Origin of the sequence: Lysinibacillus sp. NPDC093692, from assembly GCF_050280125.1 — a bacterium.
Classification (GTDB): domain Bacteria; phylum Bacillota; class Bacilli; order Bacillales_A; family Planococcaceae; genus Lysinibacillus.
Genome location: NZ_JBNNUW010000043.1, coordinates 1 through 19805, shown reverse-complemented (window position 1 = coordinate 19805; position 19805 = coordinate 1). Strand labels below are relative to the sequence as shown.

General features: G+C 37.0%; 18 protein-coding genes. 9 read left to right on the top strand and 9 right to left on the bottom strand.

Annotated elements, in window-relative coordinates; translation table 11 throughout:
* From ACQKN4_RS24755 to nhaC, 4 genes are all read left to right on the top strand, one after another.
* On the top strand, positions 1-2676 hold a 2676-nt coding region (locus ACQKN4_RS24755; RefSeq protein WP_427485151.1), incomplete at its 5' end, for a leucine-rich repeat protein.
* A 188-nt stretch (positions 2677-2864) separates the two neighbouring features.
* Positions 2865-3008 carry a hypothetical protein gene (locus ACQKN4_RS24750; RefSeq protein WP_170939077.1) on the top strand — a complete coding sequence of 48 codons (144 nt, stop codon included), beginning with the start codon at positions 2865-2867 and terminating at the stop codon, positions 3006-3008.
* A 356-nt stretch (positions 3009-3364) separates the two neighbouring features.
* On the top strand, positions 3365-4477 hold the full coding sequence (locus ACQKN4_RS24745) for an amidohydrolase (protein WP_427485150.1): 1113 nt from the start codon (positions 3365-3367) through the stop codon (positions 4475-4477).
* 266 nt (positions 4478-4743) lie between these two features.
* On the top strand, positions 4744-6189 hold the full coding sequence (gene nhaC, locus ACQKN4_RS24740) for a Na+/H+ antiporter NhaC (protein WP_079564266.1): 1446 nt from the start codon (positions 4744-4746) through the stop codon (positions 6187-6189).
* A 75-nt stretch (positions 6190-6264) separates the two neighbouring features.
* Here the strand turns inward: nhaC and ACQKN4_RS24735 are convergent, their stop codons facing one another.
* The gene (locus tag ACQKN4_RS24735) at positions 6265-7506 is read right to left on the bottom strand and encodes a hypothetical protein (protein WP_427485149.1); all 1242 of its coding nucleotides are present in this window, start codon (positions 7504-7506) and stop codon (positions 6265-6267) included.
* An 82-nt stretch (positions 7507-7588) separates the two neighbouring features.
* Between ACQKN4_RS24735 and ACQKN4_RS24730 the strand changes: the two genes are divergently transcribed.
* Both ACQKN4_RS24730 and ACQKN4_RS24725 read left to right on the top strand, forming a co-directional pair.
* Positions 7589-8701, top strand: a complete 1113-nt coding sequence (locus ACQKN4_RS24730; protein ID WP_427485148.1) for a mandelate racemase/muconate lactonizing enzyme family protein — start codon at positions 7589-7591, stop codon at positions 8699-8701.
* Positions 8702-8713: 12 nt separating this feature from the next.
* Positions 8714-9394, top strand: coding sequence for a GNAT family N-acetyltransferase (locus ACQKN4_RS24725; RefSeq protein WP_427485147.1), 681 nt, complete (start codon positions 8714-8716; stop codon positions 9392-9394).
* Positions 9395-9665: 271 nt separating this feature from the next.
* On the opposite strand, the gene ACQKN4_RS24720 is transcribed toward ACQKN4_RS24725, so the two are convergent.
* The 4 genes from ACQKN4_RS24720 to ACQKN4_RS24705 form a co-directional block, all read right to left on the bottom strand.
* Positions 9666-10319, bottom strand: coding sequence for a hypothetical protein (locus ACQKN4_RS24720; protein ID WP_427485146.1), 654 nt, complete (start codon positions 10317-10319; stop codon positions 9666-9668).
* Positions 10320-10336: 17 nt separating this feature from the next.
* Entirely contained in the window at positions 10337-10822 is a 486-nt protein-coding gene (locus ACQKN4_RS24715) for a hypothetical protein (RefSeq protein WP_427485145.1), read from the bottom strand.
* A 5-nt stretch (positions 10823-10827) separates the two neighbouring features.
* Complete coding sequence (locus ACQKN4_RS24710; RefSeq protein ID WP_079564250.1) at positions 10828-11319, bottom strand: RNA polymerase sigma factor; 492 nt, start codon at positions 11317-11319, stop codon at positions 10828-10830.
* A gap of 176 nt (positions 11320-11495) precedes the next feature.
* Positions 11496-12203 (bottom strand): Fe-S oxidoreductase, encoded by a 708-nt coding sequence (locus ACQKN4_RS24705; protein ID WP_427485152.1) that lies wholly within the window; start codon positions 12201-12203, stop codon positions 11496-11498.
* Positions 12204-12322: 119 nt separating this feature from the next.
* On the opposite strand from ACQKN4_RS24705, the gene ACQKN4_RS24700 reads away from it, so the two are divergent.
* Positions 12323-12754 (top strand): DUF4395 domain-containing protein, encoded by a 432-nt coding sequence (locus ACQKN4_RS24700; protein ID WP_427485144.1) that lies wholly within the window; start codon positions 12323-12325, stop codon positions 12752-12754.
* 630 nt (positions 12755-13384) lie between these two features.
* The gene (locus tag ACQKN4_RS24695) at positions 13385-13873 is read left to right on the top strand and encodes an N-acetyltransferase family protein (protein ID WP_427485143.1); all 489 of its coding nucleotides are present in this window, start codon (positions 13385-13387) and stop codon (positions 13871-13873) included.
* 36 nt (positions 13874-13909) lie between these two features.
* Here the strand turns inward: ACQKN4_RS24695 and ACQKN4_RS24690 are convergent, their stop codons facing one another.
* The 3 genes from ACQKN4_RS24690 to ACQKN4_RS24680 all read right to left on the bottom strand — a co-directional run bounded on the left by ACQKN4_RS24690 (position 13910) and on the right by ACQKN4_RS24680 (position 16971).
* Positions 13910-14887: a DMT family transporter gene (locus ACQKN4_RS24690; protein ID WP_427485142.1), complete on the bottom strand. Its 978-nt coding sequence runs from the start codon at positions 14885-14887 to the stop codon at positions 13910-13912.
* 90 nt (positions 14888-14977) lie between these two features.
* Positions 14978-16207, bottom strand: a complete 1230-nt coding sequence (pepT, locus tag ACQKN4_RS24685) for a peptidase T (RefSeq protein WP_427485141.1) — start codon at positions 16205-16207, stop codon at positions 14978-14980.
* Positions 16208-16311: 104 nt separating this feature from the next.
* Positions 16312-16971, bottom strand: coding sequence for a lysoplasmalogenase (locus ACQKN4_RS24680; RefSeq protein ID WP_427485140.1), 660 nt, complete (start codon positions 16969-16971; stop codon positions 16312-16314).
* A gap of 155 nt (positions 16972-17126) precedes the next feature.
* Between ACQKN4_RS24680 and ACQKN4_RS24675 the strand changes: the two genes are divergently transcribed.
* A complete protein-coding gene (locus tag ACQKN4_RS24675) occupies positions 17127-18815 on the top strand; it encodes a hypothetical protein (protein ID WP_427485139.1) in 1689 nt (562 codons plus the stop codon).
* Positions 18816-18859: 44 nt separating this feature from the next.
* Here ACQKN4_RS24675 and ACQKN4_RS24670 read toward each other — a convergent pair whose 3' ends face one another.
* A complete protein-coding gene (locus ACQKN4_RS24670) occupies positions 18860-19285 on the bottom strand; it encodes a hypothetical protein (protein ID WP_079564229.1) in 426 nt (141 codons plus the stop codon).
* Between the last annotated feature and the right edge of the window lie 520 nt (positions 19286-19805).

Below are 19805 nucleotides of genomic sequence, written 5' to 3'. Positions count from 1 at the left end.
GAGGATGAAAATACTTCTTTGAACGATGAAGGGATGACTAATGTACCCAAAATTGCCGATGATTTTGGTATTGTAGATCGTGGTAATGGTGTTGCCATTGTAAAATGGTACGGAAATACAAAAGATGTTGTCATACCCAATGAAATCAATGGTAAACCAGTTATAGAAATAGGACAGTACGCATTTCAACAAAAACAGCTCACAAGTGTAACGATTCCGTCAAGCGTAATAACGATAGGATTTAGAGCATTTGCTTATAATAATCAATTAACAAGTGTAAAAATCCCCTCAAACTCAAGCCTGACAACGATAGGAGAACAAGTATTTTATGAAAGTCGATTAGAAAGTGTGGAAATCCCTGGAAGTGTGACAGTGATAGGGGAGAGAGCATTTCAATATAATCGATTAACAAGTATAAAAATCCCTTCAAACTCAAGCCTGACAACGATAGGATTAAAAGCATTTTCTGGTAATCTATTAACAAGTGTAGACTTCCCAGCAAGCGTGACAGCAATAGGAAACGGTGCATTTGATAATAATCAATTAACGAGTGTAGAAATTCCACCAAAGCTGACAACAATAGGAGGCACTGTATTTTGGAATAATCGATTAACAAGTGTAAAATTCCACGAAAACGTGACAGCGATAGGAGCATGGGCATTTCATTCTAATCAATTAACAAGTGTAGACATCCCATCAAGTGTGACGGCAATAGGAGCAAAGGCGTTTGCTACGAATAAATTAACAAGTATAGAAATCCCACCAAAGGTGACAACGATAGAAGAAGAGGTATTTTCTATGAATCGATTAACAAGAGTAGATATCTCATCAAACGTGACAACAATAGAAGATTATGCATTTGCTATGAATCAATTAACAAGTGTAGGATTCAATGAAAACCTGACAACGATAGGATCCAGAGCATTTTTTGATAATCAATTAACAAGAGTAGACATTCCATCAAGCGTGACAACAATAGGAAGTTCTGCATTTTCTCTTAATCAATTAACAAGAGTAGACATTCCATCAAACGTGATAACAATAGGAGAGAAAGCATTTCAAGCAAATCCATTAGATGTTGTAATCTTTCATGGAGAACATGAATTCCAATGGGATAAACAGAATTATCCATTTGCTCCGTATAAGGAGAATGAGAAATGGTTCATCGGGTGGTGGGAAGATGAAGATCATACAAAAATTTGGAATTACTCTGTAACGAAACCAATGACTATTTATGCTAAGTGGAGAATGTTTGTCAAGTTTGATGCCAATGGAGGAAGCGAAGTTCCAACTCAACCGGTAGTATATGGAGAATTAACATCAGTCCCTACCGCTCCAGTAAAAGAAGGCTATACATTTGAAGGTTGGTATAAAGATGAAGATTTAACAACGGTATGGAATTTTGATCAAGATGTGGTGAAAAAAGATATCATACTATATGCGAAATGGACGCCGGGATTTATCGTCACTTTTGATTCTAACGGAGGGAGCGAAGTACCATCTCAATCTGTAGAACGCCCTGGTGGCGTCACAATAAAAGCCCCTGCTGAACCAAAGAAGGTAGGCAAACTATTTTTCGGCTGGTACAAAGATGAAATATTGTCAGAACGCTGGGATTTTGACAAAGATATAGTGACAAAAAATATTACGTTGTATGCGAAATGGACAAAGGATTATACGTCGGGCGGAGGCTCAGGCGGCGGATCGGGTGAGGGATCAACAAAATATAAAGTCACTTTTGACGCTGATGGAGGAAGTGATGTGCCGCCACAAACGGTTGACTTTAACGACCTCGTGAAAACCCCAACTATTCCAGTGAAAGACGGCTATCAATTTGATTGCTGGTATAAAGATAAAGAGCTTAACCATGTATGGGACTTTGCAGAAGATAAGGTAACGGCAGACATCACGTTGTATGCGAAGTGGACAAAGGACTATAAAGTGACGTTTGATTCCGACGGAGGCAGTGAAATTCCATCCCAAAAGCTTGGCTATAAAGCTTTAGTGAAACCACCTTCTAATCCGAAGAAGGAAGGCAACCTATTTATTGGTTGGTATAAAAATAAAAATTTCACAAAAGCATGGGATTTTGACAAAGATGTAGTCACAGAAGACTTAACATTATATGCGCGATGGATGAAGGAAAGCCGTGGTTGTGACATTACTTTCAAGGATATTGATCATAACTGGGCACAACATATGATTAAAGAAGTTGCCAATCGATGCATTATTATAGGTTATCCAGATGGCACATTCCGACCAAATGATAGGATTCAACGTCAACACATAGTGCTTATGATTGACCGTGCGTTACAACCAGCACCAATTCGAGACGCTGAATCATTTTCGGATGTTCCTAAAAGTCATGTGAATTATGAACAAATTACACGACTACAACGAGCGGGTATCGTGGACGATTCAAATGGAGCGTTCCGACCAAACGCTTCTATAACACGTGCTGAAATGGCAAAAGTGATGGTGATCGCATTTGGCTTAACGCCAGATGGCAATAGTACATTCAAAGATGTTGCCCCGTCACACTGGGCGAGTGAATATATTGCCGCTTTAGCAGACCATAACATCGCACAAGGCGATGAAAACGGCAATTTTAGACCAAATGAAACCTTAACGCGTGCAGAATTTACGGCGATTATGTACCGAGCACTTGGTTTATAAGTCTTACCATATAGGGGATGTATCATAATTTCTGATACATCCCTTTTTTGTTTGAATAATAATCTAAAAAGTAGATCGTTTTCATATTTTTTATGCATAATGAGCATCGTTTATTGCTTTTTCTGCAAAGGTCATTGTATAATTCTTTTATCAGAAAATTCAATTAAATTTATTGTGGAGGTGTTTAAATGAACAAATTTTTTAACTCAAAATTTGAAACGTATCTAATGGATCAGGAATTGGAGCTAAATATCGAAGAGGAAAAAAATGAGGAGCAACTAACAATGGTACATTATGAAGAATATCCAGAAGGTTTTTTTACAAGTTTATAATATTTATTTGAGGGACTGTGCTAAAGGTAGAAATTACTTTTAACACAGTCCTTTGCTTTTATTACATAAAAGTTGGGAGTAGTATTTGTAGAAATATATACTCTTCGTGACCAACCTCTGTTGGTTTAGATGAATGCTTTGAAGATTTATCGGAACAATTATAAATTTTATCGGAATATTTTCTGGATTTATCGGAACAAACTTAGCTTTTATCAGAATAATTTCAGTCTTTATCAACTGAGGGCGACTACTCGGACGCCCTCAGCCAGAACGGAAAACTAAAGTTATTGTCCTCTTTTTTTTATGAATTCGTTTCATGTATAATGGGAAACAAAAATGCGTATAGAGGTGTGGTTATGTCAAAGGCAGTGTTAGAGGAAACGATTTACCAATGGTTTGAACATTTTCATAAATACCCAGAGGTCAGTTGGAAGGAATTCGAGACGACAAAAAAGATCGCGTCGATTTTAGATGAGTTAAGCGTATCCTATCGGTTGTTAGGAGATGTTCCAGGGCTAATTGCTGAAATTGGTACAGGTGATGAAATTGTCGCTGTACGTGCAGATATAGACGCATTATGGCAGGAAGTAGATGGGAAATGGCAAGCGAACCACTCATGTGGTCATGATGCCAATATAACGATGGTACTTGGTGCTTTATTACTGCTGAAAGATCGACCATTGCAACATCGTGTTCGTTTTATTTTCCAGCCTGCTGAAGAACTTGGGAATGGAGCTTGTGCTGCCTTTGAGCGAGGAGCGGTTGATAGTGTATCGCATTTATTTGGAGTTCATTTAAGACCAATTGAAGAGCTACCACTTGGCAAGGTATCGCCTGCGGTTCATCACGGGGCAGCCTATTTTTTAGAAGGAACAATTCGAGGCACAGACGCCCATGGTGCTAGACCTCACCAAGGGAAAAATGCAATTGATGTGATTATGGCCATACAACAAATGCTCAATAGCATACATTTATCACCTTTCGAGCCTCATTCTGCAAAGCTAACGAAGATTGTTGCGGATGGTGGTAGCACGAATATTATTCCAGGCACTGCGAGCTTCTCGATGGATATTCGAGCGCAACATAATAACCAACTAGAGTTACTTCGTAGTCGTATTGGATTTGGCTTAAAATCTATCCAACAGCAGTTTGAGATTGATATAGACTGGAAATGGATAGACTTTACACCTGGTGCTGAAGTTTCTTCAATTGCCGCACGTATGGCTAAAGACGCAATTATTGAAACACTTGGGGAAGAGCATCTAGCAGGGGAAATCACAACACCTGGAAGTGATGATTTCCATTTTTACACAGTGAAAAAACCTGAATTAAAAGCAACAATGGTTGGTATTGGGGCCAACTTATCGCCTGGATTGCATCATCCAAAAATGACTTTTGAAAGAAGTGCATTAATGGACGGTGCGAAAGTACTTGCTTGTGTGTTAGAAAAAAAACCTGAATACGAATAATGAATGTGAGAGGGAGCTATATCAAAATTCTTTTGATAGAGTTCCTTTTTATTTTCTTTTTTATCGAAATATATGAATATTCCGCATTGCCCTAAATAGCTATTTGAAAGCGTTTTATTGCGCAAAAATAGTCGGAATTGCTCGAGAAGCATAATTTTTTTGCGTTGACTTTTAATTTTTTGAATATTATGCTAAAAAACGTAAAAAATTATTTGCGTCTTTGACAACCAAGCTTGGCAACTGGTGCAAAAAAAGGGGATGGATTCATGAAAAAAGATATTAATGCTGGTTGGGCACTTCTGCCTTTTGTAATAATGATTATAGCTATGTTAATTACAGTAGTTGTGTTAGAGCAAAGTCCTCACGTACCACTTATTATCGGAACAACTGTAGCAGCAGTAGTTGCCAAAATGCATGGATTTAAATGGATGGAAATTGAGGAAATGATGTATAAGGGGATACGTCTAGCTTTACCTGCAATTGTAATTATTATTTTAGTAGGTTTGACAATCGGCGCATGGATTGGCGGCGGTGTCGTAGCGACAATGATTTATTTTGGTTTAAAATTAATTTCTCCAGCTTGGTTTTTAGTAACAATCATGCTGTTATGTTCAATCGTTTCATTGGCGATTGGTAGCTCATGGTCAACGATGGCTACAATCGGTGTTGCTGGAATGGGTATTGGTTTAAGTATGGGGATCCCTGCAGCAATGATTGCCGGAGCGGTTATTTCGGGTTCATATTTTGGTGATAAGATGTCACCATTATCGGATACTACTAACCTCGCAGCAGGTTTAACAGGTACCGACTTATTTGATCATATTAAGCACATGCTTTATACGACTATTCCAGCTTTAGTCATTGCAACCGTTGTATTTGGAATTATGGGAAGAAGCTTCGCGGATATTTCAATGCAATCAGAAAGCATTTTAACAACATTAAAAGTAATGGAGGAAAGCTTTGTTATTTCTCCTTGGTTATTGCTTGTACCAGTTGGTGTAATTGTATTAGTAGCGAAAAAAGTGCCTGCGATTCCAGCCTTAGTTGTCGGAATTATCTCAGGATTCTTACTACAAATCTTCGTACAAGGCGGTACACCTACAATGGCTGTACATGCTTTACAAGAAGGATTTGTTATTTCAACTGGCAATGAAATGGTGGACAACCTATTTAACCGTGGTGGCTTAGATTCGATGATGAATACGGTTTCAATGACGATTGTGGCTATGACATTCGGTGGGGTGTTGGAATATTCTGGCATGTTAAAAGCACTTATGGATGTCATTGTGAAATTTGCCAAATCTACAGGAAGCTTAGTTGCTTCAACGATTGCTGCATGTATTACAACAAATGCTACATGTTCTGAGCAGTATATTTCAATTGTTGTACCATCACGTATGTTTGCGAATGTGTATCGAGAGCGTGGCTTACATTCGAAAAACTTATCTCGCGCGTTAGAAGATGGGGGAACACTAACTTCTGTATTCTTCCCATGGAATACTTGTGGAGTCTTTATTTTAGCGACGTTAGGTGTAGGGGCAATGGAATACGCGCCATATGCAATTATTAACTTCCTAGTGCCTATTATTTCAATTTTTTATGCATATATCGGATTTGCGATTGTTAAGCTGACACCTGAAGAAATGGAAGCAGCAGAGAATCGCAAAAAAGAGGAAGAACTAAATGATTCTAATATGGTCATGGCTGACTAAATCTAGAAGGCTAAAAATCCTCTCTTTTCTGATAAGTCTCGCGGATGCAAAAGCATCTGCGAGAGTTTTTTATTTTCAATAGACTGCAAAGTTCAATTCGTAAATTGTACGTGGGCGACCTTGTTGGTGAGGCATTTCTTCACCAACTACTTTAGCATAGCTATTATCCACTAATTTTTTAATAATGCGCTCTGTTGTGCGGCGTGTAACTTGTAAGTATTCTGCAAGATTATGAGATGTAAATTGAGCTGTTTGGCGCTCCCGGCTAAAATGAATGATTTTAGAAATATTTAATGGACTTAAGCTTGTTTGCTTTGCCATTTGTAAAACGTATGGATCATCTGTTTTTAAAGCTAATCTTAGTTCTGATTTCGGGAATGGACCTAGCAAGTTTTTATGCTCATCGAGTATATAAATTTCACAGGGTTTAGCAAATGTTAATGCATTCTTGGCATTATGGTTAGCCTCAACTATAGAGTGACCATACCCAAATGCTAGCTTAAACGACTGATCGCTTTGTTGTAATAAATTCTGTAAGTTCTCTTTTTCGAGGGCCTTTTGCAAATGCCCAGCTGTCGTATATAGTTCAAAAGAATACGGTGAAATTTCTTTATAAGTTGAATGCGTAATTGCTGTGATTTGCGTGAGCATGTTATCGTCTATAGGTTTATTTTCAGAAGCCTCTAATAGTCCAACGGCAGCTTTCACAGATTCAGATTTTGTAAGAAGTGATTGAGATTTCGTCTCCTCTAGGCATTGGATAATGGAGTTAGTTGCATCTAACATGCGCATTGCGGGTATTTGAAGAACTTGTAATTCATCAAACACACTATGAATACTTGTTATGACAAAATCAATGCTGTTAGCCTCCCATAAAGCGATATGATGCTGCATTATAGATTGAGTAGGTTCAGTGATAGAAATAGCCTGTATATATGGTTTTGGACCAAAATACTCTATTTCTGTTAAAACATTTTCGACAATAGCTGGATTCATAACATCGATGGAAATTCTATTTAAAGGTACCGCATGATTCGCTACAAGCGATAATAAGGTTGTGGAAATTGCCGTCTCGTCTTGTTTTATATAATTCCAAGGTATTGGCATCTCTGATAGTGCGGACTGGGCATGTAAATAGGGCAACGTTCCGCCGAATAAAAGTGCATCACATGGCTTAATTTCCTTTAACAAAACGGGTGCCTCTGTAGGTTGCTTGTAAAGATAAAAATCTATTTGAATATTCTCTATGTTTTGTGCGATACTATTTATACGCTTCATAAATGCTTTAGAGCAGATAACCGCTATTTTAGTAGACATAGGCACGTTCCTTTTCTTCTATATTTTTTCGATAATTAGCGACGTATTAGCGACAACTATATTATACAGGAGACTGATAAAAATGAAAATCCAACAAGTAGAAATTTTTGCAATCCATTTACCACTTATTGATCCATTTATCATCAGTTATGCTACATATGATACGATGCCTTCTATTATTTTGAAGGTTACGACAGACACAGGTATTGTAGGCTACGGTGAAGCTGTGCCAGATGAACACGTAACAGGGGAGACGTGGGAGAGCACATACGCGCTATTAAAAAACCAGCTTGCTCCTGCAATCATTGGAGAAAATCCAATGGCCTTTGAAAAGCTTCACGATAAGATGAACAAAGTAGTGAAAGATGTCCCAGCAGCAAAAGCAGCGATTGACATTGCTTGTTTTGATATTGCAGGGAAAGTGTTGCAAGTTCCAGTGTACCAACTACTAGGTGGACGTTATCACGAGAAATTCCCGATTACCCATGTATTGAGTATTGGAACACCTGAGGCTATGGCAGAAGAGGCGGCTAATCGTGTAGAAATGGGCTATCAATCATTTAAAATGAAGGTAGGAACAGAGGTAACTCGTGATGTTGCTCGTATTAAAGCGGTGCGTGAACGCGTTGGTGAGGACATTGCTATTCGTGTAGATGTAAACCAAGGTTGGAGAAATGCGTCCACTACATTACAAGGTTTACGTGCATTGAAAGATCTGAATATCGATTGGTTAGAACAGCCAGTAGATAGTGAAGATATTGATGGAATGGTAGAGGTGAAGTCAAAATCTGATGTTCCATTAATGATTGATGAAGGACTTCGCGGTGTACGTGAAATGCGTGAAATTATCGCAAAGCGTGCTGCAGATAAAGTTAATATTAAATTAATGAAATGCGGTGGCATTTATCCTGCTATGAAACTAGCAGTTATGGCTGAAATGGCAGGCATTGAATGTCAAATCGGTTCAATGGTAGAATCATCCGTTGGTTCATCAGCTGGCTTCCACGTAGCATTCTCTAAAAAAATAATGACAAGTGTAGAATTAACAGGTCCATTAAAGTTCTCTAAGGATGTCGGAAACTTACACTATGATGTTCCATTTATCTGTTTAAATGAAAAACCAGGATTAGGTGTCGACGTAGATGAAGAGATCCTTAAAGAATTATGTAAGTTCTCAACAATTGTAACAGACTAAGGAGGCGGCGAAATGGAGAAAATTTATGAAGGTATGCTTGGGGAAACGCCGTTTTTTGTTACAACATTAAAACTTCAACATATGCAAGAAATTGAAAAATTGCAGCTTGAGGTTTATGAATCATTAGCAGACCAAAGTATATTACAGCCATTAAGCACGGAGGAATTTGACTATATTTTAAGCGGCAATGGCATGATGATAGGTGCTTACGTAGGGGAGGAGTTAATCGCCTTTCGTGCACTATTGAACCCACCTGTCGATGACGAGCACCTTGGCTATGACTGTGAGATTGGCGAGGATGAATTTCATAAAGTTTTATACCAAGAAATATCGAATGTCTCACCGACATATCGTGGCTACGGATTACAAAAAACATTAGCCCAAATTGTCATGAGTCATATTGATTTAGCGAAATATGATTATGTATGCTCAACGGTCAAGCCATATAATATCCCTAGCTTGAAAGATAAATTTTCTCAAGGGTTAGTCGTAAAGGGATTGAAAATTAAGTATGTAGATAAGCTGCGATATGTTTTCTATAAAGACTTGCGACAAGAGTTACCAACCTTTACAGAAAAGATGACGATTTCGATGGATGATACGGCTGGTCAGCAACAGCTTTTGAAACAGGGTTATACAGGTACTTCTATGTATGAGGATCAAGATGATTGGTTCGTCGTTTATGAAAAATAAATAATAGTAAAAAGCCTTACCTTATCGGCAAAAGAATAATATATAAATTAAGCTGTGAGTTGGCGCTTTTAGCGGGCTTGGCGTCAATCTTCTCATCACAAGTATGAGTGACCGGCTGATCCCAAATAGTATTATAGCCACGATTAAAAAACAATAAAGTTATTTAATTTTAAAGGCTCGAACAAACACAACCCCGTTCTGAATTAGGACGGGGTTAATTGATTAATTTTCGAGGTAGGGTATATAACTATACTACATTAAAGTAGTTTTTTTAGTTAATAGATTTAGAATTGATTATCTCTCCATCAGTTGTTTGGACCACTAACGGCTCAACAATTTTATTTAGACCTATCTCTATAAATGGGAGCCCCTCATTTGCATTTCCCTTATCGACAACTTTAACTGTGATTTCAGTGTTCCCTATGGTCTTTACATCTTTTACTTCCAGACGCTTTCCTTCATATTTCTCGCCTAATTGAATATGGATTTGTTTCATTCCTTCAGAAATCGTAGATACCTCGTAGTAGGAGGAAGTATCGTTACCAGCCTCTATAACACCTTCTTCATTGACCCAATAACCTTTATTTGAAGTAATCGTCCAACCAATAATAGCAAAAATAAGGACTGGGACTATCAATAAAATTGATTTATCCACTTTATTAAATTCAGACTGTTTTATACCTTTCATGAAAGGAAGTAATAACGTCCCGCCTAGGGCAGCTGTCAAAATGCCTACTCCAATAATTCCAAAACCCATCCCTTCAAAGCCTCCCACTTTGAATAATCCGTATAGGACAGTAAGCACAGCAATTAAAAATGTTACAATTGGAGCCAAGTAGAACTTTCCTGTTTTTTTCAAAGCTATTAAAGTAAAAAGGAAAATACTTGCCCCTAAAATGAAACCTACTAAAACTATCATTCCCATTTCGTTCACCCCATGTATTAATAGAAAATCGATATCAATGTGTCTAAAAAAAATATAATCCCTAAATCAAAAAGAATTGAGAATAAAACCCATCTTTTGGTAAAGAAGGTCATCGTGAATACTGCTAAAAAAATAGCTGCTGGGAAATAGAACAGGAAAGTGGCACTTTTGATATATTCAATGGCCGCATCAGCAGACAGTTCCCAGTTGTAAAAATGGAAAGAGGAATATAGGATATAAAATAAAATGAGCGCTCTAATGGAAATAAATAACCACTTAAGGCCATGATTAAACTGAACTAATTTCTTCAATGGCTTTATTTCTACTTCTTCACTCAATTCTAACATCGGATAATTTCCCTCAGCTAATTCATTAAATAATTGCTTACACTCATTGCAGTCTTGGATATGTTCCAAAACTACTTCTTTTGTCTCTTGTTCTAACTCATCAAATACAGAGATTAACTCCCGCGAAAGAATATGAATCTTTTGAGAATCCTCCATCTTTTTCACCTCTTTCTAGCCATCTGCTTTCTCATCCTAAATATTTTGGATTTTAATGTAGGGATAGGTATATTCAAAAGTGTACTTATTTCTTGGTAATCATAACCATAATGAAACTTTGCTAAAAAAATGGCCTTATCACTCGTCGATAAATAACCTAAAGTAGTAATAATTTGGGAATTTATAATTGCCTTTGATTCGGGTGTTTGATTATCAATTAATAAGTTTTCAATTACACTTTCATCATGAAACAGCTCGGGTTTTCTTTTTTTGTAATGATCGAGAAGTGTATTTTTAGCCACCTTTACTAACCAACTTTTCATAAAAGTAACTTCTTGAATTTTTAATGGATCTGTTAAGATTTTTGCAAATAACTCTTGGATGATGTCATCGGCTACGTCATAACTTTTAGTTAATCCAATTAAAAAATTCCGCAAATATGTGTAATGCTCCTCGTAAATCTCTTCGATCACCTCAAATGGATTTTGATTAATCATTTTGATCCTCCGTAAGATATCGCGCACTAAAGAGACGACTCAGATTGGGAAAAGTTTTAACTTTTTTTAGTAATAGTAAAAAAGTTAATATTAGCTACAAAAATAAAAAGAAGAATCCAGTTTGAATAAAAGATTGATCAAACTGGATTCTTTTTAATATGAGAGGTAAGGCTTTTTTATTTAATCGGACAAAAGCCACAAGCCATTAAACCAGGGATGTCTTTAGAAAAACAACATGATTTTCGTACTGGGACGTTCACTAAATTAGTGGGGCTTTGACCTCCTGTGTATTGGGCCCACCAAGATTTGTTGGAGAAACGAGCCCATGTTTTAGGGTCCTCTAAAGTTTCAATATCCTCCATTGCTTGATCAGCAAGACCAGGATTAGAAAGCAATATATGATAGTGCCAAAGTAAATATCCAAAGAAGTTTTCCCAAATAGTGAGAGGGGAAATAGATGTTACTTTACGAAGCTGCTGAACGATAACGTGCCCATCATATAGAATCTTCTCAATAACGGCTTGACGTTCTTCCTCCTCGACATAGCGCCAATCGTTTGGGTTAACAAACATTGCAACTGTAAAACTGTCGAATTCTTTTGCTGCATCAAAACGAAGCTCGATCGGTTTACCGTTCCAAACCTCATCATAGGCGGCGAGCATGTAAAGTTGCATAGCAAAAAACATACCGTAGCGGCGTGCAAAGTGAGAAATAGCGGCTGTTTCCGTTGCTGCATCTGTAATACCCATCATCAGGTTTAAAAAATCAGGATGGTAAAAGTCTTTATGTATATCAGCTAATGTAAATAATGTCCGCTTTGGTTCTGTCGTATAAATGCTATAGGAATTCAATTGTCGAACTTGATCCATCGTTAATGCTGGCATGGTCATCACCTTTTCTTTCAATCATCTGTTACGTTTATTATAAATTAATCATTTTTGCTTCACAAATGGATTGCAATATAGTAAAATGTATTAAACATATCTGAAAGGTAGGTTTTTAAATGTCACAGCCTCATGCAATTCCAAGGCCGCTCGTTCGACTCAATCAATGGACGATTCTTATAAGCGTCATTCTAACGTGGATATCAGGCATCTTTTGGATTTTAGCAATTCCATTAATAGCAAATTTACTTGGTGTATTATGCAATGTTAATCCTATTATTCGAGTAGGGAAGCTGTTTCTAAAAAAGACACCATCTACATATATACCAGAGGATGCGCAGCAGCAAAAGTTTAATTCCAGTATTGCTAGCTTATGTTTAGCAGGTGGATTTTTAGGTTACTGTCTTAAATGGCAGGTAGTTGGCTATATCTTTACGGGAATGGTTGCTGTAGCTTCATCGATAGCAATTGCAGGCTTTTGTATAGGTTGTTTCCTACATTTTCAGCTAAAGCAATGGCAATACCGTCGCTCGCTGAAGAAGGCATTGTGACATTAATTTCTTTTGGCGGAAGAAATTTTTAAAAAAACTTTAAGAAATTTTCAGATTTCTGTTGACTTTATAATTGATAATGATTATCATTATCGTATAAAGATTATTCCTCGTCTACAATACAGTGTAGAGAGGATGAACTTTAGCTGCTTTTCTCCAGAAGTTTGCTAGTTCATGATAAAGCGCTCCTAAAACCCCCCTCATTTTTTGGGAACGTAAAATCTCTCGACGACTCATTCCATTGTGACTGAGTCGTCTTTTTTTGATTGAAACCGTGATTGTTCCGATAAAACGAGATATTATTCCGATAAAAGCTGAAATTGTTCCGATAAAATGAGATTATGTTCTGATAAATCTTCAAAGTATTCCTTTAAAAATGAAATTATCCCCACCATAAAGTCGAGTTGATTTCCGTTCCGGCTGAGCGCTTTCCTGGGGGCGTCCGATGAGCCGCTTCGCTTCGCTCCAGGGTCTCATCTGTGACGCTGATCCCCGAGGAGTCGCCCAGTCGCCACTCCAATCAATGCTAATATATAGTGCGTACATTTAAAAACATTTAACTCCTTATAATTATAGCAAAAATTACAATTTAATATATAATATTCCTTAATAAAGAGGGGTGATTATTTCATGTTTTATATTAGAAACTTCGAAGGTGATAAATACGAGTTTGAGTTCTTTCTAGATATGTTATATGAGTCTATTCATATTGTTGAGAATAAACCATCAAAAGAAGTTTTGCTCAACGCGCCTGGCATAAGGAAATATCATGAAGGTTGGGGGAGAAAGGGAGATAAAGTATTGATTGCGGTTGATGCAGAAAATAAAACTGTTGGTGCGGTCTGGTATAGGTTGTTTAATAACAATAATAAAAGCTATGGTTATATCGATGGCAATACGCCTGAAATAGGAATGGCTGTTTTGAAAGAAGTAAGAGGGAGAGGAGTGGGAACTTTACTGATGCATAAAATAATACAAGCAAAGGATGAAGGATACAATACCATTTCACTTAGTGTAGACCTCGAAAATGACACGGCCATTAATATGTATCAAAAACTAGGCTTCAAAGATTATGAAATAGTAGGAACATCTAAAACAATGATATATAAGTGTCTCTAGAATAAAAAAAGTACATTACATTTAGTAATGTACTTTTTAAATTTCCAATCTTTCAGTAGAGCCACTGCTAGGAACAGCACTCTTTTTTCCTAGTATCATCGTATAGTAGCTATGTAATAGCATGCCAACAATGATGACACCTAGACCCGCGAGAGCAATTGGATTTGGGAATGCGATGCCGAGTAACAATACTTCACCAATAATGACAAAGAGTATTTCAGTTGATTGTGTTGCTTCGACTGCTGCAAGCTTGCCTTGATGATCGCGAACACGGTCAGTCGCAATGAAAAATAAAGTAGTGGCGATGACACCAGAGCTTATACCTACAAGTAATGATTGTATGACTTGGCTGCTTGAAGGGAGCCCGACCGTTGCCATTGCATAAATGGCTAGAATGATCCACGCGGGCATCGAGGCGATGGTCATCCCAAGAACTCGTTGATATGTATCGATGCGTCCACCACAGATTTCCATCATTTTGCGGTTACCAAGAGGGTACGCAAAAGCAGCGATGACAACAGGTAAAATGCCAAGCATTAAACTTTTAAATGGAACAGATTGTGCCTGTGGTACTTGGATAAGTAAAATGCCGACTAAAATGACACATGAAATTAGTAATGAAGTAAGTGGTATTTTTTGACGTACTGTTTTCCCGGCTACTACTGAAACAAATAGGGGAGCGAGTAATACGCCGGCGACAATTGTAAATTGCCACGTTCCGGAAACGAGCCATCCTGGACCGAATGCTGCTGCAAATGTCAGTGGGGCATAGAACAATACGAACCCAATAAAGCTCCAAAGAAGCCAACCTACAGGCTGTGCTTTCATTTCACCTGATAGTTGGGAAAAGCCTTTTCGGTAGAAGACGATTGCAAGTAAAAACGGTAGCATAAAGAAATAGCGTAGGGATGCGCTCCATAGCCAGCTACCTCCCTGCATTTCCATTGCATGATTCAATATAAATGTAACAGCAAAAAAAAGAGAGGCAAAAATGCCTAATGCAATTTCTTTCATTACAGTCACCTCAAAGTCCTTTATTTAATTTGAAAATTCAGTCATCTGTTTATAGAAAATAGGAAGAAGGGGGTGAACCCTTCTTCATTACTATTTTCCTTGTTGTTCAAAGAGCTGTACGATTTCAATAATAACTTGTGTTGCTTTTTCCATTGTTTCCGCAGATACATATTCGAATTTACCGTGCATATTTTCGCCGCCTGCAAAAATGTTTGGTGTTGGTAAGCCCATGTAAGAAAGCTGTGAACCATCAGTACCGCCGCGGATTGGTAATGTAATCGGAGTAATATCTAACTTTTCCATTGCTATGCGTGCAACGTCAACAATTTCTTTTACAGGTTCAATTTTTTCACCCATATTATAATATTGATCTTCTATTGTAATGTTTAAAGCATCCTCGCCATATTGAGCTTTAATTTTTGCTGCAGCCTCAAGCATTAATTGTTTTTTCGCCTCGAACTTTTGACGGTCATGATCGCGGACGATATAAGAAAGCTCAGTATGTTCAATCGCACCGTTAAAGCCCATTAAGTGAATAAAGCCCTCATAGCCGTCCGTTTTTTCTGGTACGGCATCAGTAGGCATTTCATGTTGGAAGGCGATCGCCATTGTGATAGCATTGACCATTTTATATTTCGCAGAACCAGGGTGTACACTCGTACCTTTTGTCACAACCTTTACACCTGCTGCGTTAAAGCTTTCGTATTGTAGCTCGCCAAGTGGTCCGCCATCCATCGTATAAGCATAGTCTGCTCCAAAGGCAGCCACATCAAATTTATGAGGGCCGCGACCAATTTCTTCATCAGGCGTAAACGCTACACATAATTTACCATGTTTAATAGAAGGATTTTTTATTAGGTACTCCATGGCAGTCATAATTTCTGCGATACCAGCTTTATCGTCAGCGCCTAATAATGTCGTACCATCCGTTGTAATTAACGTTTGACCTATATAATTTTTAAGCTCTGGGAAATCTGCTGGCGACATCGCTAGATTTTCATTTAGTTGGATCGTTCCACCATCATAATTGTTAATGCGCTGTGGATTAACGTTTGTGCCAGTGAAATCTGTTGTAGTGTCCACATGTGCTAGAAAACCAATAGTAGGCACATTTTTATCTGTATTTGCTTCGAGTGTCGCAAATAAATAACCATTTTCATCTAATGTAATATCAGTTAAGCCTATTGCAGCTAGTTCATCTTTTAGTACATGCAATAAGTCAAATTGCTTTTGTGTTGAAGGAGTTGTTTCGCTTGTGAAATCAGATTGTGTATCAATTTTTGCATAACGAATTAAACGCTCAATTACTTGTTCTTTCATAAGTATGGCCTCCTAGTGTGTATGTTTAACTTCTTTCAGCGGGTGTTCAAACATCCGCTAGCCTCTGGTAAATGTCACGGAATTATACCAAGGCATAATTGATATTATTGTAACACTTTACTTCGGATTTCGGAATATTGAAGGATGCTTAACGCAATTAGTATTTGGGCACCGTAATAGGTCAACATAATTACCTCGTGTGAAAATGGTAAGGGCATAACAAACTTGTTAATAGCTAAATAGGAATCTGATGAGATAAATAGTAGAGCCCCAATCGTTGCAAATTTAGAACCTGTTCGAATCGCAGTCCAACCCATCGTTAATATGACCGAAATATAGGCAATGACCGCGATACCAAGCACGACTTCTCCTGATGAAAACACTGTACCTGCAATCCACACAGCCATACTTACCCCATAAACGAGTAAAACAATCTTCGCCCAGTTAGGTACTTGTCGTTCATTAGTAGATAAGAAGGCGAAAATATAAAAAATATGCCCGATTAAGAAGCTTGATAGCCCAATAAGAAACCACTGTAGCGTATAATCACCGACCATACAAAATACGAGTCCGATAATAATCAGTAATTGATACTTTTTAATACCTAAATTTTTTGGTAAAGCGGCTAAAATAATGATTAACAGCATTGGTATGACTTTAAAGATAAGTATCAAGCTTTCTGTAATATGGGAAAAGAAAAAAATATAATAAAGACCAAACAAAGTAATACATGTTAATAAAATTTTTTTAGACAAATTTCTCATCTCCTTTTCTTTGAAATTCTTTATCTATGTCAGAATTTCCTTTATTCTTTTGTAAAGGAAATCTACAAAGGGGTTTCTATACTCATCGTATGAATGAAACTTTTTTAGTATGTAGCCGTAAATAAGTGGACAGTAGATAAGAGAGGGTGAACGAAATGACCAAGCTATTAATAGCTTCGGCAGTCATTGGATTAATCGCGAGTGTTTTATTAACACCGCTTATAACGAAAAAACGAGAAGACGGATCTAAAAAGGTAATTGGATACTTCTTTATAGGTGTATTTGTGCTAGGATTTTTAGCTACTAGCATAACAGTTTATGTGACAAAAATGGATGTAAACTGGCTTGCTTTTTGGCCCGCTATTATATTATTAACATTAGGCGGCGCACTTCTTGCAAGTGGTACTGAAAGAAAAATAAAGGGTGTTTTATTTTTAGCTAGTTTAGTAGTTGCGGTGTTTGTATTATCAGCACCTTTATGGAACGCGAATGAAAAATTTAAATCAGCTGAAATGAAGGAAAAGGTTGAAATAAAACCATTCGATGAAACACAAACCCCAGCTAGTGTGCCTCCTAAATTTGCACGTAATAAGATGAAAAAAGCGTTCGGGCAAGTACCGAATACGAGTTATTACGAGTTAGGGCGCTTGCAAATTCAAAAAGTGAATGGCGAGTATGTTTATATAGCACCAGTTGAGTTTTCTGGTTTCTTTAAATGGTTTAATGGAGGAACGACTCCTGGTTACTTTATAATGAGTGCAACGGATTCAGCGGATAATCCTAAATTTGTTGAGCAGGAAATGAAGTATGTACCGTCTGCTTATTTAAACTCAAATTTAGAGCGTCATATACGTTTACAACATCCATTCCTTATTTTTAGCGGGGATGTTCAACTTGAAATAGATGATGAAGGTAAACCATACTACATCCGTTCATATGGTGAATTTATTTCAGCACGTAATGGCTTTGATGTAAAAGGGATCGTGCTTGTAGATGCGCTATCAGGAAAGTCGGAAGTGATCAAGCTGGAGGATGTCCCAGAATTTATTGATGGAGCGGTTTCTCCAGAGACAGTAAGTTTACAAAATAGTTATTTCGGTAACTATGTACACGGATTTTGGAATAGTAAGTTTGGTAAGAAAGATGTGAAACTTCCTTCAGATGAGGGAACAGAGGCAAATGTTAGCCCAATTTTTGATGAGAAGGGCGATATGTATTATTTCACAGACTTTACGAGCCCTAAAGAAGGTGTCGATTCAATGCTTGGCTATTCGTTAACAAATGCCCGAACAGGTCAAGCAACTTATTACACTGGAAATTTAGACGCTTCTTATATGGATTCACAAGGTAACTTGCAAATTATTGAGAAGAAATTTATAGAGAAGAAATGGTCTGGAGAAATGCCAGTGTTGTATAACTTTTACGGTGAGGCTAGCTGGCTAACTGCGGTGCTTGATTCAAATGGTTTCTTACAAAATTATTTCATTGTATCTGCGGCAAATCCTGAAATTTCCGTTTATGCGCCGACTCCTAAAGAGGCTTTGAAATTATATAAGACAGCCTTAAGTCGTGGAGGAAGTACAGTAGAAGGAAGTTCAAAGGCTGAAGAGAAAAATGTAAGTGGAAAGGTGCTTCGCGTCTACAAGGAACGTCTTGGTGACTATACAGTTGTATCATTATTACTTAATAATGGAGAAAACTATTTGGTAAGCTCGGAAACAGAACCACTTGCGATTTATTTACAAGAAGGTGATGGTGTCATTCTCACTTATGGTGATACAGGAGAGCAGTTCTTACCAGTTCGATCAATGATTATTAAAGGTTTAATAGACGAAAATAAATAAAATAAAAGACGATCTAGTAGTAATGCGCTACGAAGATCGTCTTTTTATGTTGGTTGAGATTCCATATAATGAAGCATCTTTTCCTGGTGATTTGTATAAAGTGCTTTGGCATGATCGTTTAACGCAAATATTTCATGAATATACCCTTGGAGTAATTTATGTTCATATTCAAAAGTATACGAATCTTCGTTTTCTACTATATACGTTAATAAAAGTGTATGTAACACAACGACTTCTAAATTTTGTGTATTTGTAATGAATTTCAAGTTGATGATGGTTGTATGGGAAACGAATTGATTGACATAATCAATAGCATGCTTATAAACTGCTAAATCGATATGTAGTTCAAGTCGTTTTCTTAATAATGTACAATTATTATTTAAGTCTTGGATTTTTAAAAACAAACCTCTAACACTTCGCTTATGTTGTTGTTCTAATGTACGAGCAAGATCTTTGTTCATATAGGACATTTTTACATAACTCCTTTTCGCATAGTGGTCATCTATTAGTATTAATGGAATTACATCAAAAGGAAAGAGTCTTTTTGTTTAATTTATACTTACATTTAACTTCTCTTTTAAAAAAGTCGTTCACTTATAATCGTGAAAAGACAATGTACTTCTCATTTAATCACCTTTCAATAAGTGTGATTTAGTTGGAACGCTTAAGAATTAAACTGAATTAAATCAATTATTATATAGGAAGCTTTTCAATGAAATGAAAAAGTATAAAATTTTATCAGAAAAAGTGTTGACCTTTTTGAATTATGGGTGTAATATTATAAAAGTCGTTAAGATAACTACTGAAAACAACATCTACATTAAATAAATTAGTTGTTGACATCGAGTTTACGACATGATATTATATAAAAGTTGCTACTGAGAAAACAGCAACAAAATGAACCTTGAAAACTGAACAAGCAAAACGTAATCAATAAAGTTTTCAGTAGCTAACCTTTAGTTAGTGAACGAAACAAAATTTTGGACATCA

What these genes read in the sequence shown, in the direction of transcription:
- pepT (WP_427485141.1), bottom strand. Translation starts at nt 16,207, where the DNA reads ATGAAAGAACAAGTAATTGAGCGTTTAATTCGTTATGCAAAAATTGAT.
- ACQKN4_RS24720 (WP_427485146.1), bottom strand. Translation starts at nt 10,319, where the DNA reads ATGGGAATGATAGTTTTAGTAGGTTTCATTTTAGGGGCAAGTATTTTC.
- ACQKN4_RS24745 (WP_427485150.1), top strand. Translation starts at nt 3,365, where the DNA reads ATGTCAAAGGCAGTGTTAGAGGAAACGATTTACCAATGGTTTGAACAT.
- ACQKN4_RS24675 (WP_427485139.1), top strand. Translation starts at nt 17,127, where the DNA reads ATGACCAAGCTATTAATAGCTTCGGCAGTCATTGGATTAATCGCGAGT.
- ACQKN4_RS24690 (WP_427485142.1), bottom strand. Translation starts at nt 14,887, where the DNA reads ATGAAAGAAATTGCATTAGGCATTTTTGCCTCTCTTTTTTTTGCTGTT.
- ACQKN4_RS24715 (WP_427485145.1), bottom strand. Translation starts at nt 10,822, where the DNA reads ATGGAGGATTCTCAAAAGATTCATATTCTTTCGCGGGAGTTAATCTCT.
- ACQKN4_RS24680 (WP_427485140.1), bottom strand. Translation starts at nt 16,971, where the DNA reads ATGAGAAATTTGTCTAAAAAAATTTTATTAACATGTATTACTTTGTTT.
- ACQKN4_RS24750 (WP_170939077.1), top strand. Translation starts at nt 2,865, where the DNA reads ATGAACAAATTTTTTAACTCAAAATTTGAAACGTATCTAATGGATCAG.
- ACQKN4_RS24695 (WP_427485143.1), top strand. Translation starts at nt 13,385, where the DNA reads ATGTTTTATATTAGAAACTTCGAAGGTGATAAATACGAGTTTGAGTTC.
- ACQKN4_RS24735 (WP_427485149.1), bottom strand. Translation starts at nt 7,506, where the DNA reads ATGTCTACTAAAATAGCGGTTATCTGCTCTAAAGCATTTATGAAGCGT.
- ACQKN4_RS24670 (WP_079564229.1), bottom strand. Translation starts at nt 19,285, where the DNA reads ATGTCCTATATGAACAAAGATCTTGCTCGTACATTAGAACAACAACAT.
- ACQKN4_RS24725 (WP_427485147.1), top strand. Translation starts at nt 8,714, where the DNA reads ATGGAGAAAATTTATGAAGGTATGCTTGGGGAAACGCCGTTTTTTGTT.
- ACQKN4_RS24700 (WP_427485144.1), top strand. Translation starts at nt 12,323, where the DNA reads ATGTCACAGCCTCATGCAATTCCAAGGCCGCTCGTTCGACTCAATCAA.
- ACQKN4_RS24710 (WP_079564250.1), bottom strand. Translation starts at nt 11,319, where the DNA reads ATGATTAATCAAAATCCATTTGAGGTGATCGAAGAGATTTACGAGGAG.
- ACQKN4_RS24705 (WP_427485152.1), bottom strand. Translation starts at nt 12,203, where the DNA reads ATGCCAGCATTAACGATGGATCAAGTTCGACAATTGAATTCCTATAGC.
- nhaC (WP_079564266.1), top strand. Translation starts at nt 4,744, where the DNA reads ATGAAAAAAGATATTAATGCTGGTTGGGCACTTCTGCCTTTTGTAATA.
- ACQKN4_RS24730 (WP_427485148.1), top strand. Translation starts at nt 7,589, where the DNA reads ATGAAAATCCAACAAGTAGAAATTTTTGCAATCCATTTACCACTTATT.